The organism is Shinella zoogloeoides, from assembly GCF_020883495.1.
Lineage (GTDB): Bacteria > Pseudomonadota > Alphaproteobacteria > Rhizobiales > Rhizobiaceae > Shinella > Shinella zoogloeoides.
In genome coordinates this window covers 1,220,552-1,236,409 of record NZ_CP086610.1, presented here as the reverse complement: position 1 = coordinate 1,236,409, position 15,858 = coordinate 1,220,552, and the positions used below count along the sequence as shown (strand labels likewise).

11 protein-coding genes are annotated in these 15,858 nt (G+C 67.1%); 8 read left to right on the top strand and 3 right to left on the bottom strand.

The genetic code is table 11. The annotated features are described in order from the left end of the window. Positions 1-14 precede the first annotated feature (14 nt). From hutH to K8M09_RS06145, 8 genes are all read left to right on the top strand, one after another. The gene (hutH, locus tag K8M09_RS06180; protein WP_160784769.1) at positions 15-1,550 is read left to right on the top strand and encodes a histidine ammonia-lyase; all 1,536 of its coding nucleotides are present in this window, start codon (positions 15-17) and stop codon (positions 1,548-1,550) included. 1 nt (position 1,551) lies between these two features. Beyond that, positions 1,552-2,352 (top strand): N-formylglutamate deformylase, encoded by an 801-nt coding sequence (hutG, locus tag K8M09_RS06175; protein ID WP_160784770.1) that lies wholly within the window; start codon positions 1,552-1,554, stop codon positions 2,350-2,352. 16 nt (positions 2,353-2,368) lie between these two features. Continuing rightward, positions 2,369-4,045: a urocanate hydratase gene (hutU, locus tag K8M09_RS06170; RefSeq protein ID WP_160784771.1), complete on the top strand. Its 1,677-nt coding sequence runs from the start codon at positions 2,369-2,371 to the stop codon at positions 4,043-4,045. Then, a complete protein-coding gene (locus tag K8M09_RS06165) occupies positions 4,045-4,623 on the top strand; it encodes a HutD/Ves family protein (RefSeq protein WP_206366643.1) in 579 nt (192 codons plus the stop codon). The genes hutU and K8M09_RS06165 overlap by 1 nt, the downstream gene beginning before the upstream one ends. A gap of 71 nt (positions 4,624-4,694) precedes the next feature. Further along, the gene (locus tag K8M09_RS06160; RefSeq protein ID WP_160784772.1) at positions 4,695-5,681 is read left to right on the top strand and encodes an aldo/keto reductase; all 987 of its coding nucleotides are present in this window, start codon (positions 4,695-4,697) and stop codon (positions 5,679-5,681) included. Positions 5,682-5,794: 113 nt separating this feature from the next. Beyond that, a complete protein-coding gene (locus K8M09_RS06155) occupies positions 5,795-6,571 on the top strand; it encodes an ABC transporter substrate-binding protein (protein WP_160784773.1) in 777 nt (258 codons plus the stop codon). 401 nt (positions 6,572-6,972) lie between these two features. Beyond that, positions 6,973-7,929, top strand: coding sequence for a LysR family transcriptional regulator (locus K8M09_RS06150; RefSeq protein ID WP_160784774.1), 957 nt, complete (start codon positions 6,973-6,975; stop codon positions 7,927-7,929). Positions 7,930-8,007: 78 nt separating this feature from the next. Next, positions 8,008-9,132, top strand: a complete 1,125-nt coding sequence (locus K8M09_RS06145) for an NAD(P)/FAD-dependent oxidoreductase (protein ID WP_160784775.1) — start codon at positions 8,008-8,010, stop codon at positions 9,130-9,132. 52 nt (positions 9,133-9,184) lie between these two features. Here the strand turns inward: K8M09_RS06145 and secD are convergent, their stop codons facing one another. The 3 genes from secD to K8M09_RS06130 form a co-directional block, all read right to left on the bottom strand. Continuing rightward, positions 9,185-11,722 carry a protein translocase subunit SecD gene (gene secD / locus K8M09_RS06140; protein ID WP_160784776.1) on the bottom strand — a complete coding sequence of 846 codons (2,538 nt, stop codon included), beginning with the start codon at positions 11,720-11,722 and terminating at the stop codon, positions 9,185-9,187. A 108-nt stretch (positions 11,723-11,830) separates the two neighbouring features. Further along, positions 11,831-12,253, bottom strand: coding sequence for a hypothetical protein (locus K8M09_RS06135; protein WP_160784777.1), 423 nt, complete (start codon positions 12,251-12,253; stop codon positions 11,831-11,833). Positions 12,254-12,392: 139 nt separating this feature from the next. Next, positions 12,393-15,857: an ATP-binding protein gene (locus K8M09_RS06130; RefSeq protein WP_160784778.1), complete on the bottom strand. Its 3,465-nt coding sequence runs from the start codon at positions 15,855-15,857 to the stop codon at positions 12,393-12,395. Position 15,858: the final 1 nt, after the last annotated feature.

Sequence of the window (15,858 nt, the reverse complement as noted above, 5' to 3'; positions counted from 1 at the left end):
TCGGGGAATGAACCATGACGATCACGCTTCACCCGGGCTCCGTGCCCCTCAAGACCCTTGAAACCATCTACTGGACCGGCGAGGCCGCAAAGCTCGACGCGTCCTTCGACGCCGGCATCCAGAAGGCCGCCGCGCGCATCGCGGAAATCGCCGCCGGCGACGAGCCGGTCTATGGCATCAATACCGGCTTCGGCAAGCTCGCCTCCATCAAGATCGCCCCGGCCGATGTCGCCACGCTCCAGCGCAACCTGATCCTGTCGCACTGCTGCGGCGTCGGCAAGCCGCTCGCGGAAAACATCGTGCGCCTCATCATGGCGCTCAAGCTCATCTCGCTCGGCCGCGGCGCGTCCGGCGTGCGCATCGAGATCGTCCGCCTTCTGGAAGCCATGCAGGCCAAGGGCGTCATCCCGGTCATTCCGGAACAGGGTTCCGTCGGCGCGTCCGGCGACCTTGCCCCCCTCGCCCACATGACGGCCGTGATGATCGGCGAAGGCGAAGCCATCTATGCCGGCGAACGCCTGCCGGGCGGCAAGGCGCTCGAAAAGGCCGGCCTGAAGCCGGTCGTGCTCGCCGCCAAGGAAGGCCTTGCCCTCATCAACGGCACGCAGGTCTCCACCGGCCTCGCGCTTGCCGGCCTCTTCCGCGCCCATCGCGCCGCACAGGCCGCCCTCGTTACCGGCGCTCTGTCGACCGATGCCGCCATGGGCTCCTCGGCACCGTTCCATCCCGATATCCACACGCTGCGCGGCCACAAGGGCCAGATCGACGCCGCCGCCACGCTGCGTGCGCTGCTGGCCGGCTCGGTCATCCGCGACAGCCACATAAACGGCGACGAGCGTGTGCAGGACCCCTATTGCATCCGCTGCCAGCCGCAGGTCGACGGCGCCTGCTTCGATCTCCTGCGCTCGGCCGCCCGCACGCTCGAAATCGAAGCCAATGCCGTGACCGACAACCCGCTCGTCCTTTCGGATAACAGCGTCGTTTCCGGCGGTAACTTCCATGCCGAGCCCGTTGCCTTCGCCGCCGACCAGATCGCGATCGCGACCTGCGAAGTCGGCGCCATCGCCCAGCGCCGCATCGCGCTGCTGGTCGATCCGGCCCTCTCCTTCGGCCTTCCGGCCTTCCTCGCCAAGAAGCCGGGCCTCAATTCGGGCCTCATGATCGCGGAAGTCACCTCGGCCGCGCTGATGAGCGAGAACAAGCAGATGTCGCATCCCGCCTCGGTCGATTCGACGCCGACCTCCGCCAACCAGGAAGACCATGTCTCCATGGCCTGCCACGGTGCGCATCGCCTGCTGCGCATGACGGAAAACCTCTCCGCCATCATCGGCATCGAGGCGCTGACGGCCGCACAGGGCGTCGAGTTCCGCGCCCCGCTCACCACCAGCCCGGAGCTTCAGAAGGTCGTCGCCGCGCTGCGCACGGTCGTGGCGACGCTGGAGGAAGACCGCTACATGGCCCCGGACCTCGCCGCTGCCGGCACGTTCGTCTCCTCGGGCGCGCTCGCCGCTTCCGTCACCAAGGGTATCCTGCCGGTTCTGGAAGCCTGACATGGCGCTCTTCGAACTCCACCAGGGCACCTCGCCCGTCATTCTCGCCTTCCCGCATACCGGCACCGATGTTCCCGCCGATATCCGGGAGCGCCTGAACGACAATGGCCGCATCCTCGCGGATACGGACTGGCACATCGAGCGTCTCTATGACGGCCTCCTGCCGAACGTGACGACCGTGCGCGCCACGTTCCACCGCTATGTCATCGACGCCAACCGGGATCCGGCCGGCGTCAGCCTCTATCCCGGCCAGAACACGACGGGCCTCGTTCCGGAAACGGATTTCGACGGCAAGCCGATCTGGAAGGACGGCGAGGCCCCGACCGAGGCCGACATCGCCTATAGGCTCGCCAATTTCCATGCGCCCTACCACGCGGCCCTCGCCGCCGAGATCGAGCGTGTGAAGGCGATCCATGGCGTGGCGATCCTTTACGATTGCCACTCGATCCGCTCGCTGATCCCCTTCCTGTTCGAAGGCCGGCTGCCGGATTTCAACGTCGGCACCGACATGGGGCGCACCTGCGCGAAAGAAATCGAAACGGCGACGTTCGAAGCCTGCGCGAAGGCGGAGGGCTATACCAGCATCCTCAACGGCCGCTTCAAGGGCGGCTGGACGACGCGCCACTACGGCAAGCCGGAAACCGGCGTGCACGCCATCCAGATGGAACTCGCGCAGGTGAGCCATCTGTCCACGGAGGCTCCGCCCTTCGATCTGGACGAAGAGAAGGCCGCACGCCTGCGCATTCATCTGAAAGACATTCTGCAACGTATCGAGGCCCTTGCCTCCACCCTCACACGCTGATCCGGGAGAACCAGCCATGACCGACAATCCCCGCCACAATATCCGCGAAGTCCGCGCCGCCACCGGCACCGAACGCACCGCCAAGAGCTGGCTGACGGAAGCGCCGCTGCGCATGCTGATGAACAACCTCGACCCCGACGTCGCGGAAAACCCGCACGAACTGGTCGTCTATGGCGGCATCGGCCGCGCCGCCCGCACCTGGGCCGATTTCGACAAGATCGTCGCCTCGCTGCGCGACCTTGAAGACAACGAAACGCTGATCGTGCAGTCCGGCAAGCCGGTCGGCATCTTCCGCACGCACAAGGATGCGCCGCGCGTTCTCATCGCCAACTCCAACCTCGTGCCGCACTGGGCTACCTGGGATCACTTCAACGAGCTGGATAAGAAGGGCCTTGCCATGTACGGCCAGATGACGGCCGGCTCGTGGATCTATATCGGCTCGCAGGGCATCGTTCAGGGCACCTACGAGACCTTCGTGGAAGCCGGCCGCCAGCACTATAATGGCAACCTCAAGGGCAAGTGGGTCCTCACCGGCGGCCTTGGCGGCATGGGCGGCGCCCAGCCGCTCGCAGCCGTCATGGCCGGCGCTTCCTGCCTTGCCGTCGAGTGCAACCCGGACTCGATCGATTTCCGCCTGCGCACCCGCTACATCGACGAGAAGGCCGAGACGCTCGACGAAGCCATGGCGATGATCGACCGCTGGACGAAGGCCGGTGAAGCCAAGTCCGTGGGCCTGCTCGGCAACGCCGCCGAAATCCTTCCCGAGATGATCCGCCGCGGCATCCGCCCCGACATGGTCACCGACCAGACCTCCGCCCACGACCCGATCAACGGCTACCTGCCGAAGGGCTGGACGATGGGCGAATGGAAGGCCAAGCGCGAAAGCGACCCGAAGGCTGTCGAGAAGGCCGCCCGCGCCTCCATGCGCGAGCATGTCGAAGCCATGATCGCCTTCCAGGACATGGGCATCCCGACCTTCGACTACGGCAACAACATCCGTCAGGTCGCCAAGGACGAGGGCCTCGAGAACGCCTTCGCCTTCCCGGGCTTCGTTCCGGCCTATATCCGCCCGCTGTTCTGCCAGGGCATTGGCCCGTTCCGCTGGGCCGCTCTCTCGGGCGATCCGGAAGACATCTACAAGACCGACGCCAAGGTGAAGGAGCTGCTGCCCGACAACAAGCACCTGCACAACTGGCTGGACATGGCGAAGGAGCGCATCTCCTTCCAGGGCCTGCCGGCGCGCATCTGCTGGGTCGGCCTCGGCGACCGCCACCGCCTCGGCCTCGCCTTCAACGAGATGGTGAAGAACGGCGAGCTGAAGGCTCCGATCGTCATCGGCCGCGACCACCTCGATTCGGGCTCCGTCGCCTCGCCGAACCGCGAGACGGAAGCCATGAAGGACGGCTCGGACGCTGTGTCCGACTGGCCGCTGCTCAACGCCCTGCTCAACACCGCATCCGGCGCGACCTGGGTGTCGCTCCACCACGGCGGCGGCGTCGGCATGGGCTTCTCGCAGCATTCGGGCGTCGTCATCTGCTGCGACGGCACGGATGAAGCCGCCGAGCGCGTCGGCCGCGTGCTGTGGAACGACCCGGCGACCGGCGTCATGCGCCACGCCGATGCGGGCTACGACATCGCGCTCGACTGCGCCCGCGAAAAGGGCCTGCGTCTGCCCGGCATCCTCGGCAACTGATGAGCCGGTTGCTCCGCAACGCAGACCATCGCCGCATGCCGTGGAAGAACGGCGGCGGCGAGACGGTCGAGGTGATCGTCCATCCGGAAGGCGCGAGCCTTTCGGATTTCGGCTGGCGCGTCAGCATGGCGGGCGTGGCGAGCGACGGTCCCTTCTCCGTCTTCCCCGGCATCGACCGCACCTTGGCGGTGCTGACGGGCGACGGGATGGAACTGTCCATCGAAGGGCTTGGCGAGAGGCTGCTGACGCCGCAATCCGCGCCGCTGCCCTTCCCGGCCGATGCACCGACATCGGCTCGCCTTCCCGGCGGGCCGATTACCGACCTCAACGTGATGACGCGGCGCGGCGTTTTCCGGCACACGCTTGTCCACCACATAGCCACGGGCGCAAAGGCGCTCCCGGCATCGTCGGGCCAGCGTCTGCTGCTGGCGCTTGAACCGCTCGGCGTCTCCACGGTGGATGGCCTCACCGGCCTCCAGCCGCTCGATGCCCTTTTGCTCGGCGGCGCGGAAGCGGCCGAAGTGGTGCCGGCAGGAGAAAACGCCGCTTTCTACCTTGTCGAAATCGCGCCGGTCTGACCGGCGCTTCCTTGTCCGCCTCTCCCGAGGGTGCTACCTCCCGGCAAATTCATTTTTGCCGGGAGATTTTCATGAGACATCGCAAGTTCGGCCGCACGGATTTCGTCACCACGGATATCGGCTTCGGCGCCTGGCAGATCGGCGGCGCCTGGGGTGACGTCAGCGAGGCGGATGGCCGCGCCGCCCTCCACGCCGCGCTCGATGCCGGCATGACCTTCATCGACACCGCCGACGTCTACGGCGACGGCCGCTCGGAAAAGATCATCGCCGACGTGCTGAAGGAACGCGGCGGCGACCGCCCGATGGTGGCGACCAAGGCCGGCCGCCGGCTCTCCCCGCATGTCGCGGACGGTTATACCAGGGCCAATCTCGAAGGCTTCATCGACCGGAGCCTGAAGAACCTCGGCGTCGAGTGCCTCGACCTCGTGCAGCTTCATTGCCCGCCGACCGAAGTCTACTACCGCCCCGAAGTCTTCCAGGCGCTCGAGGAGATCAAGGCCGCCGGCAAGATCGCCGATTACGGCGTCAGCGTCGAGAAGGTCGAGGAAGCGCTGAAGGCCATCGAATATCCCGGCGTCGTCAGCGTGCAGATCATCTACAACATCTTCCGCCAGCGCCCGGCGCGGCTCTTCTTCCAGGAAGCCGCCCGCCGGCAGGTCGCCGTTATCGCCCGCGTGCCGCTGGCAAGCGGCCTGCTCTCCGGCAAGATCACGCGGGACACCGCCTTTGCCGCCGACGACCATCGCAACTTCAACCGCCAGGGCGAGGCCTTCGACGTGGGCGAAACCTTTGCCGGCGTGCCCTTCGAGACGGGCCTTGAAGCCGTCGAGGAAATCCGCGCGCTGGTGCCGGCGGGCGAAAGCATGGCCGCCTTCGCGCTGCGCTGGATCCTGATGGCGGATGCCGTCAGCGTCGTCATTCCGGGCGCACGCAACGCCGCGCAGGCGAAGGCCAATGCGGCCGCCGCCGGCCTGCCCGCCATCCCGCAGGACGTGATGGACGCAACGCGCGCGGTCTACGACCGCCTCGTCGCGCCCCACGTTCACCAGCGCTGGTAAACGCCGCAGAGCGCATAAACGAGAATAATAGCGAACATCATGGCTATCTATTTCGTTTATGCGCTTGCGCGCGCTACCGTCCCTTCCGGTCACAATCAGAACAGGGGAAGACCATGAAGAAAATACTGCTCGCACTGGCTCTTGCTGGCTCCACGCTCCTTTCCGCGCAGGCTTCGGCCGAGACGCTGAAGATCGGCACGGAAGGCGCCTACCCGCCCTTCAACTTCCAGACTGCGGACGGCAAGCTCGGCGGTTTCGACGTCGAGATCGGCCTTGCGCTCTGCGAGAAGATGAAGGTCGAGTGCGAAGTCATCGGCCAGGACTGGGACGGCATCATTCCGGGCCTTCTCGCCAAAAAGTACGACATGATCATCGCCTCGATGTTCATCACCGACGAGCGCAAGAAGCAGGTCGCCTTCACCGATCCCTACTATCTCGCCGCCATGACCCATGCCGCGCCGAAGAATTCCGGCATCACGGATTTCACCAATGAGGGCATGAAGGGCAAGACGATCGGCGCCCAGCAGGGCACCACGCAGGCCGACTACGCCACGGCCACCTATCCCGATGCGGACGTCAAGCTCTACCCGACGCAGGACGAAGTGAACCTCGACATGGTGAACGGCCGCCTCGACCTACAGGTCGGCGACATGATCCCGCTGCTCGACTGGGTTACCAAGAACGAGGATGGCAAGGCCTGCTGCGAGCTGATCGGCGAGCCGATCACCGACAAGAAGTTCGTCGGCGAAGGCGTCGGCATCGCGGTGCGCCAGGACGACAACGACCTGCGCGAGAAGCTGAATGCGGCCCTGCAGGCGATCCGCGAAGACGGCACCTACAAGAAGATCAACGACAAGTACTTCTCCATCGACGTCTACACGATGAAGTAAGCGACGCGGAGGCGGCTTCGGCCGCCTCCTGCCGCCCGCTCTTACGAGCCGGCCTGTATATCGCCTTCCCCCGTATCCCCGTGCCAGGGCCAGGACGGAGGCGTCTCCTCTCCATTTCCTTCCACCGCAGTGACCAGAAACGGATAGGGATCCAGCGCCCGCCGCGGCCGGAATTCCATTGCGGCCCTCACGCCAGCCTTCGACAATTCATCGACATAGCTCCCCGCGAGCCCGCTGGAGCTAAACCTTTCCCACATAATGCATTTCCCCATCTTCCGAAGCGTGGGAATGCGCGGGCGCTGTTTTCGTTCCCTGAAAAAAGCACCGATTCGCTCCTATAATCGGTCCACTCGTTTCCGCCTCCCCTTGCCTTTCGCCACGCGCCCGTCCTAGCTACACGCATGCCGATCAACCGCCTCGAACGCTTCGCCCACAATCTCGACTGGAATCTGCTGCGCACCTTCGTCGTCGTGGTGGAGGAAGGCTCGATCACGCGCGCGGCGAACCGGCTGCTCCTGCAACAGCCGGCCGTCAGCATGGCGCTGAAGCGGCTGGAACAATCGGTAGGCCACCGGCTGATCGACCGGGGACCGGGCCGCTTCGAGCTGACGGAGGCCGGCGAGCGCCTGCATACGCTCTGTCACGACATCTTCACCGCCATCGTGCGCCTGCCGGAAGCCATGGTCTCCTCCGGCGAGGACATTGCCGGGCACATCGCCATCCACGCCGTCAGCCACGCCTTGAACCCGGCCTGGGACCGGGCCATCGCCGATTTCTTCCAGCTGCATCCGCGCGTCACCGTGGGCGTGACGATCGAGACGACGACCGACGTCATCCGTTCCGTGGAGCGGGGCGTGGCGACGCTCGGCCTTTCGGACGGCATCATTCCGGAAGGGCTGGACAAGGCCCCCTTCTGCTACGAGCGCTATGCGCTTTATTGCGGCCGCGGGCACCGGCTGTTCGGCGCGCCGGACGCCCGGCTGGAGGATCTGCGGGGCGAGCCCTATGTCAGCTTCCTCGCCGATGTTCTCGGCGGGCCGCATATGGGGCCGGTGACGGCGGTGCGCGCGGTCGGCTCCTTCGGCCAGCAGGTGCGCGCGCTCGCCTTCAATGTCGAGGAGGTGCTGCGGCTCGTCGTTGCCAATGCGGGCATCGGCATGCTGCCGATCCATCTCACCGGGCCGGCTCTTGCCGCCGGCGAACTCTGGCAATTGCCGCCCCACGAGAACCTTCCCGTCACGGAAACCTTCCGCATCACCAATCCCGGCTCGGCGCTCAATCCGGCCGAACGGGCCTTCCTTGCCCATGTCGCGGACGTCGCGCCGTGGCACTGGGGCGAGCCACATCAATCCAACTGATATCGACCTTCACTCTTATAAATTTGAAGAATGGCGAGCGCTTCCCTACGCCAGAAGGACAAACGACAGGAGGCGGTCATGCAGACGTTCGACATCGCAATCATCGGCGGCGGCATCGCCGGCATTTCGCTGGCCTATTTCCTCGCCCCGCATCGGTCCGTCGCTGTGCTGGAGCAGGAAAGCGCGCTCGGCTATCATAGCACCGGCCGGTCGGCCGCCGAATTCACCCTGCGTGACAACCCGCCCCTCGTGAATGCCCTCGCCCGGGCCAGCCATGCCTTCATGACGACGCCGCCGGAAGGCTTCGTCGCCGTTCCCCTGCTCATTGCGCGCGGCAGCATCATCTTCGGCACGCAGGGCAAGGAAGCGCTGGTGCGAAAGCGCTTCGAGGAAGCGACGGCGCTCGGCGTGGCCGTGGAATGGCTCGACGAGGCGGCATTGCTGGCCCGCGCGCCGATCCTCAACCCCGCCTATTGCGCCGCCGCCTATTTCGACCCGAGCTACTGGGATATCGAGGTCGACGCCCTGTTGCAGGCCTATGCCCGCCATGCCCGGCACAAGGGCGCGCAGATTCTGGAAAATCGCGCCTTCGCGAGCGCCCGCCGGGTCGGCGAGAAATGGCTGATCGAGACGAACGGCGAAACCATCGCGGCCGACATTCTGGTGAACGCGGCCGGCGGCTGGGCCGACAGCGTCGCCTCGCTTTCGGGCGTCGCCCCCCTCGGCGTCGTGCCGAACCGGCGCACGGCCGTCACTATCGACCTGCCCGAGGGCATCGATGCCGGCCGCCTGCCGGAGATGAACGAGATCGAGGACACCTTTTATTTCAAGCCGGAGGGCGGCCGCCTGCTCGCCTCGCCCGCCGACGAGACGCCCTGCGAACCGGCCGACGTGCAGCCGGAAGAACTCGATATCGCCTATGCCGCCCATTATGTGGAAGAGGCGACGACCGTGCAGGTGCGGCGCGTCTTCAGCAGTTGGGCCGGCATGCGCAGCTTTGCCGCCGACCGCCTGCCCGTCGTCGGCCCCGCGCCGGACGAGCCGAGCTTCTTCTGGCTCGCGGGCCAGGGCGGCTACGGCATCCTCACCTCGCCCGCCCTCGGCAGCCTTGCCGCCGCGCTCCTTGCCGGCCAGCCGGTGCCGGAGCCGCTCGCCCGCGAGGGCATCGGGGCGGAAACCTTCAGTCCCGCACGCTTCTCCTGATACGAAATTCTCCCGATACGAAAACGGGCGCCCGAGGGCGCCCGTTTCTGTTTCAGCTTTCCGCAGCCGGCGTTCCGGCCGAACCGGGCGCCCGCGAGCCTTCGCGGTCCTTCCAGAAGCGGTTGAGGAACAGCAGGATCGGGCCGCCGATATAGATCGACGAGGTCGTCGCGACGATGACGCCGAACAGCATCGGCCAGGCGAAGGGCTTGACCGTATCGCCACCCCAGATCGCCATCGGCAGCAGCGAGACCGCGACGGCGAGTGAGGTGAAGATGCATCGCATGACCACCTGGTTGATCGACAGGTCGATGAGGTCCGAGAAGGGCATCGACTTGTACTTGCGCAGGTTCTCGCGCATGCGGTCGTACACCACCACCTTGTCGTTCACCGAGTAGCCGATCAGCGTCAGCACGGCGGCGATGGCCGTCAGGTTGAAGTCGATCTGCATCAGCGAGAAGAAGCCGATCATCTTGGTGATGTCGAGGATCAGCGTCGCGATGGCCCCCACGGCGAAGTGCCATTCGAAGCGCCACCAGATGTAGATCAGGATGGCGAGCATGCCGAGGCCGACGGCGAGGAAGCCGGAGCGGGCAAGCTCGGTGCTGACCGTCGGGCCGACCACTTCCGTACGCTCGAAATTGGCGTCCGGGATCACTTCGGCAACGCCGTCGCGGATCTTCTGGAGCGCTGCGGTCTGCACCTCTTCGCCGCCCGGCTGGCGCTGGACGCGAACGAGGACCGACGTGCCCTGGCCGAATTCCTGCAGCGCCACTTCGCCGAGGTTCAGCTCTTCCATCTTCGTGCGCAGCGGCGCGAGGTCGATGGGCGTCTTGGACGTCGCTTCCACCTGGATACCGCCGACGAAGTCGATGCCGTAGTTGAGGCCCGGCGTGAAGAACAGGATGATCGAGCTCGTCGAGATGAAGGCCGACATGGCGATTGCGATATAGCGGCCGCGCATGAAGGAGAAGGTCGGGATTTCCCAGACCTTGCCGAAGAGCGAGTGAATCTCGATCTTCTTCATCTTGCGCACGATGACCGCCTCGCGCATCAGGAAGCGCACGAAGGTGATCGAGGTGAACATCGAGATCGCAAGGCCGATGATCATGGTGATGGCGAAGCCGCGCACCGGACCCGAGCCGAACATGAACAGCAGGATCATGCCGACCATGGTCGTCATGTTGCCGTCGACGATGGTGGCATAGGCCTTGTTGAAGCCGACATCGAGCGCCTTCATGGCCCCTGCCCCACCCGCCGTCTCTTCACGGATACGGGCGTTGATCAGGATGTTGGCGTCCACCGCCATGCCGATGCCGAGGATGATACCGGCAATCCCGGGCAGGGTCAGCGTCGAGCCGAGCAGGCCGAGCAGGCCGATGGTCAGGATCGTGTGCAGCACGAGGCCGAGATTGGCGATGATGCCCCAGGAGCCGTAGAGCACCTGCATCAGCACCACGACGGCGGCAAGGCCGGCAAGACCCGTATAGAGGCCCATGCGGATCGAGTCCGAACCGAGATTCGGGCCGACGGTGCGCTCCTCGATGATGGTGAGCGGGGCCGGCAGCGCGCCGGAGCGCAGCAGCGCCGAAAGCACGGTCGCTTCCTGCGGGTTGAAGTTGCCCGAGATCTGGCCCTGGCCGCCGATGATCGGCTCGCGGATGACCGGCGCCGTCAGCACCTTGCCGTCGAGGACGATGGCGAAGGGTTTTCCGACATTGGCCTGCGTGATTTCCGCGAACTGGCGCGCGCCGGTGGAATCGAAGCTGAACGAGACGATCGGCTCGCTCGTGCGCTGGTCAAAGCCCGCCTTGGCGTCGGAAAGACGGTCGCCGGAAATGGCGACGCGCTCTTCGACGGCATATTTGTTGTTGTCGTTGGCGCCCGGCAGGATCATCACGCCGCGCGGGGCGACGCCGTTCGGGTCCACGGTCTGGTCGACCATGTGGAAGCTCATCTGCGCGGTCGAGCCGAGGAGCTGACGCAGGCGCGTCGGGTCCTGCAGGCCCGGAAGCTGGACGAGGATGCGGTCGCCGCCGACGCGCTGGATGAGCGGTTCGGCAACGCCGACCTGGTCGACGCGGCGACGGATGATCTCGAGGCTCTGCTCGACGGCGGCCGACATGCGCTCGTTGACGCCCGCTTCCGTCAGCGTGACGTTGATGACGAGGTCATTGGTCGCGACGTCGATATCGGACGAACCGGCGCCGAAACCGAGGGTCGAGGTCGGCGCGGCCAGCTTGCGCACTTCCGGCAGGACCTTGTCGAAGGCGGCCTGGTCCGGCAGTGTGATCGTCAGCGTCGTACCGCTCAGGCGCGCGGCGGAGGCGCGCTCGCCGGCCGTGCGCAGGATGGCGCGCGTATCGTTGAGCAGCGTGTCCATGCGCGCCTTGCGGAGCGCGGCGGAATCCACCTCCAGAACGAGATGCGAGCCGCCCTTCAGGTCGAGGCCGAGGGTGACGGGGTTAGCGGGCAGGTAGCGCCCGAATCGCGCCTGCTGTTCAGGCGTCAGCACGTTCGGCACGGCCGCGAGCATCCCGAAGAGGATGATGGCGGCGGAGACGAACAATGCCCATTTGGAGGTTTTCATGGGTTGTTCCACTTCAACTGCCGGAAGGACGCGACATCATGGGCCGGCGTCCTCCGTGGGGATCGGAATTTCAATCGAATGGCGCGGCGTCAGGAACGCCACAGGGCCTCAGACGGCGCGAACGGGCGGCGCGCGGCTGCGGAAGGACGCGGGGCCGGATCGGGCCTGCGCCGGATCGTCAACCGCCGGGGACGCTTCCGCAGCGACGGTCTCGAAGGGGTAGATCAGCCTGCCTGCGCCCGGAAGGAGCGCCTTGCCGCCGGCATCGCCATCGGGAAGGCCGGTCTTGGCCTTGGCGGCGCGCCGTTCGGCATGGCCGCTGGCGGGGAACCAGAGTTCATCGGCAGCGCCGGTGAGCGGAGACGGCGCGACGCCGCCCTCGGTTGCCGCGCGCTGCGGATGGCGCGGCCCGCCGATGCTTTCCGGCAGCGAGAACTGCGAGAGGAACAGGGTGAAAAGCAGCACGAGGAAGCCGGCAGGCGCAAGGCCCCGCTCCCACATCCTCGCCTCTTTCCCGGTTCTCATCGTCATGCCTGTCCGTTCATCCAGGGCGCGGCGCCCGGCGAAGCATGCTTCGCCACGGTCGCGATGGTGCGCCAAGAACCATTTACCATCCGCCGAGTCAAGTTCGCGGCCCTGCCGGCCGCCTCGTCTATCGACGTTTCAGCCCTCACAATTCATGGAGCGTCACGTCCGGGCAGACCTCCAGCGCAAGGTCGCGCAGATGCTGGTGGTGCGTAAGATAGATCACCTGCCCGCCCCTTGCCATCTCGCCCATCACGCTGAGGGCATTCAGCGCGCGCCGGTCGTCGAAGGTCTCCATGATGTCGTCGGCGATGAAGGGCACGATCTCGCGGCTGGCGGCGATCTCGTGATAGCCGGCAACGCGCAGCGCGAGATAGAGCTGGAAGCGCGTGCCCTTGGAAAGATCCTTCGCCAGCTTCGAGCCGCCGGCGGCCGCGTTGACGACGAGGAATTCGCTGTCCTTCTCCAGCACCGTGGAAAGCCCGGCATATTCGCCGCCGGTAATCTCGCGGAAGGTCCTGGAGGCGCGCTCCATCATCGCGCTGCGGTGACGCTCGCGATAGAGCCGCAACGCCTGCTCCGCCGCCAGAATGCCGGCGCGGGTCGCAAGGTAGCGGCGCGATCTGTCCGCAAGGTCGATGAGCGCCGTGCGCCGCTTCTCCTCCAGCGCCGCCGCCGCATCGCTGCCGGCGATCCGGGCCAGCGCCTCCTCCGCCCGCACGCGGGCCAGATGCTGTTCCTGCACCTCCCGGTCCAGTGCATCGAGGCGCGCGGCAAGGTCGGCCTTTTCGCTCGTCAACTGATCGTCGTCGACCGCGGACAGCAGCGCCTCGGCCTCCTCGACGGTCTCGGTGCGCATCTGCTGCAACAGCGTGCGCGCCGCATCCTCGACGCGGCCCAAGACCTCGTCGCGCTTGCGATAGGCTTCGAGCAGCATTTCGGCTTCCGTCAGCGTGTCGCAGCCGAGGAAGGAAAAGACCTCGGACTGGCGCGAGACGAGGACCGCGCGCCGCTCCTCCAGCGCCCCGTCCTCCTCGGCAAGGCGCGCCAGCGCCTTGTCTATCGCCTCGCGCCGCTCGCGGATCGTCCTCGCCTCGGCCAGACGGCCGGCGACGCCGGCAACGGTGGAGAGCGGGTCGTTCGCGTCAAACCGCTCCGACAGGCGCGCGGCAAGCCGTTCCGCATGGGCGGAGTAATCCTGCTGGTCGCGGCGCATGGCAGCGATGCGGCGCTCCAGTTCCTGCTGCCGCTCGATATTGCGGCCAAGCGCCTGCAGGGCGGGCAGCAGCGCGGCAAGACGGTCCGGCCCGGCCGGCGCGCCCTCGCTCGCCAGCCAGCTTCCGGCAATTTCGCGGTCCCATGCGTCCTGCCAAGCGGCAAGCCCGGCAGTCGCCTCCTCCGCGGCCTTCTCGCGCGTTTCGGCATCCGCCTTCGCCCGGGCCAGACGCTCGGCAGCGGCCTGCCGCGCCTGAACGGCCGCCTTCAACCCTTCCAGCCGGTCCTCGGCGAGGAAAAGCGCCTCATCCAGCGGCGTCTCCGCAGCGATGCCGGCCGGCAGGAAGGCGGCGAGCCGCGTCACGAGCGCGCGCGCTTCCGTTTCCACAAGACCCGTCTCGCCCTTCCGCCGGGCGAGGGTTTCCAACGCCTCCAGCGCCACAAGCCGCTGCCCGAGCCAGTGGGTCACTTCCGCCAGGGACACCGGCGCAAGCCCGATGCCACCGGCAATCGCGGCCGCCTCCGCGTCGATATCCGCCTTCGCCCGTAGCAGCCGGGCAGTCTCGCCGCCAAGAACATCGAGCCGCGCGGCCCCTTCCGCGACCGTGCGTTCCACGACGCGGATTTCCGAAAGCCGGTCGGCGTTGCGCAGGCGCGCTTCCGTCGCCCGATCGTCCTCGCGCATCGTCTTTTCGAATGCGGCGGCAGAGCCGGCGTCGAGCGCGCCGAGATGCGCGCTCCATGCGGCCTCGCGCACCGAGCGCAATTGCAATGCCTGCTCCTCGCCGGTCGCGCCCGTCGCCTTTTGCAGCGCCTCGAGCACGGCGCGGGCCGAAGCGACCTCCAGTTCCAGCGTAGCGACCTGTTCGCCTTGCCGGCGCAGAGCCTCTGCCGCCGCGTCGGAGCGCTTGCGCAGGCTCTCGATGGCCTCCAGCGTCGGAACATTCATGGCCGTAAGCGCCGTAGCGTCCCCGTCCCACGGCGCAAGACGCGCCAATGCGCCTTCCGCCTCCTGCGCGGCGAGGAGGACGTGACGGCGGCCTTCCCGCAGGCGGGCCGGCAAATCGGCGGTACGGGCGGCTCGCAGGGCTGCGCCGAGGGCGACCTGAAGCGTCTCGTCGTTCTGCGCCCCTTCAGCCGAAACGGCAGCGGAGCGAAGGATGGCGTCCAACGCCTTTTCCGCTTCCGCCTGCTCGCGCCGGGCGCTTTCGCCGCGCTCGGTCAGCGTGGCGTGCCGGGAGAGAAGCGCGTTGAGCCTTTCGACCTGCCCGGCGGGAGGCACGATCTCCGCCGCATCGGCCTCCGGCGGCAGGCCGAGGGCGGCGATGGCCGCGCCGATGGTCGCGGCAAGCCCGTCGCGCTCGGCCTCGCGGGCGGCAAGGTCCATGGCGGCGGTGCGGAAGCGGGCTTCGAGCGTGGAGCCGGACAGCGCCGCGATATCCGCCTCGGCGGCCAGCACCGCGTCGTCCTCGGCAAGCCCCGCGCGTTCCTCGCCCCATTGCTCCCGCTCGGTCACGACCCGTGTCGCGCGCGCCGCGATCTGCGCCTCCTCGCGGGCGAGGTCGGCCAGCAGGGAGCGCCACCCGGCGGGCGGCGAGGCGCCAAGGTCGAACGCGCCGAGTTCCGCCCGCAGCGCGCGCAGGCGCCGCAGGTTGGGAAGAGCCGAGAGGCTGCGTTCGAGCTGCGCCAGCGCCGTGCGCGCCTCGGCGCGGGCCGCCGTCACCGCCTCGTGGCGCTGCAGGGCCGCGTCTCGCTCGCGCACCAGCGCGCCGTAGTCGCGCGCCGCCACATCCAGCGCCTTGCGCTCGGCGGCCAGCGCCTCGATCTCGGCCTTGAGCGCGGAAAGACCATGCTTGCGGCCGGACGGGCGGTAGAATTCATCCGCCTCCAGCTTCAGCGCCGCAAGGCCCGTCGCCATGTCGGAAAGGCCGGAACTGGCGGAAAAGAGCATCGAGCCAAGCTCGCCCTCGCTCTTCAAAATGTCCTCGCCGCCCTTCTCGATGCTCTCGTCGTCCAGCGAGAACATGGTCCGATAGGCATTGCGGTCCATGCCGCCCAGCACGGAGGCGAAGAGCGTATCCGGCAGCGGCCGGTCATCGGCGGACACCAGCGAGGCCTGGTTGCGCTTCAGCCGATAGGCCTCGTGCCGCTCTGCGCCGATGGAGAGCCGGCCGCCGACGCGCATCAGGCCATAGGCATGCAGGAAGCCGTAGGCGCTCGACTTCTCGATGCCGAAGAGCAGGTCGAGATAGGCGGAAAACAGCGTCGACTTGCCCGCCTCGTTGGGGCCGTAGACGAGGTGGAAATCCGGCTTGCCGGGTTCCGCCACGCCGAAATCGAGGCTGCGGTCGGTGAACTTGCCGTAGCGGACAAGATCGAGGCGGTCGAGACGCATC

What these genes read in the sequence shown, in the direction of transcription:
- K8M09_RS06135 (WP_160784777.1), bottom strand. Translation starts at nt 12,253, where the DNA reads ATGACGATGAGAACCGGGAAAGAGGCGAGGATGTGGGAGCGGGGCCTT.
- hutH (WP_160784769.1), top strand. Translation starts at nt 15, where the DNA reads ATGACGATCACGCTTCACCCGGGCTCCGTGCCCCTCAAGACCCTTGAA.
- secD (WP_160784776.1), bottom strand. Translation starts at nt 11,722, where the DNA reads ATGAAAACCTCCAAATGGGCATTGTTCGTCTCCGCCGCCATCATCCTC.
- hutU (WP_160784771.1), top strand. Translation starts at nt 2,369, where the DNA reads ATGACCGACAATCCCCGCCACAATATCCGCGAAGTCCGCGCCGCCACC.
- K8M09_RS06130 (WP_160784778.1), bottom strand. Translation starts at nt 15,857, where the DNA reads ATGCGTCTCGACCGCCTCGATCTTGTCCGCTACGGCAAGTTCACCGAC.
- K8M09_RS06165 (WP_206366643.1), top strand. Translation starts at nt 4,045, where the DNA reads ATGAGCCGGTTGCTCCGCAACGCAGACCATCGCCGCATGCCGTGGAAG.
- hutG (WP_160784770.1), top strand. Translation starts at nt 1,552, where the DNA reads ATGGCGCTCTTCGAACTCCACCAGGGCACCTCGCCCGTCATTCTCGCC.
- K8M09_RS06150 (WP_160784774.1), top strand. Translation starts at nt 6,973, where the DNA reads ATGCCGATCAACCGCCTCGAACGCTTCGCCCACAATCTCGACTGGAAT.
- K8M09_RS06160 (WP_160784772.1), top strand. Translation starts at nt 4,695, where the DNA reads ATGAGACATCGCAAGTTCGGCCGCACGGATTTCGTCACCACGGATATC.
- K8M09_RS06155 (WP_160784773.1), top strand. Translation starts at nt 5,795, where the DNA reads ATGAAGAAAATACTGCTCGCACTGGCTCTTGCTGGCTCCACGCTCCTT.
- K8M09_RS06145 (WP_160784775.1), top strand. Translation starts at nt 8,008, where the DNA reads ATGCAGACGTTCGACATCGCAATCATCGGCGGCGGCATCGCCGGCATT.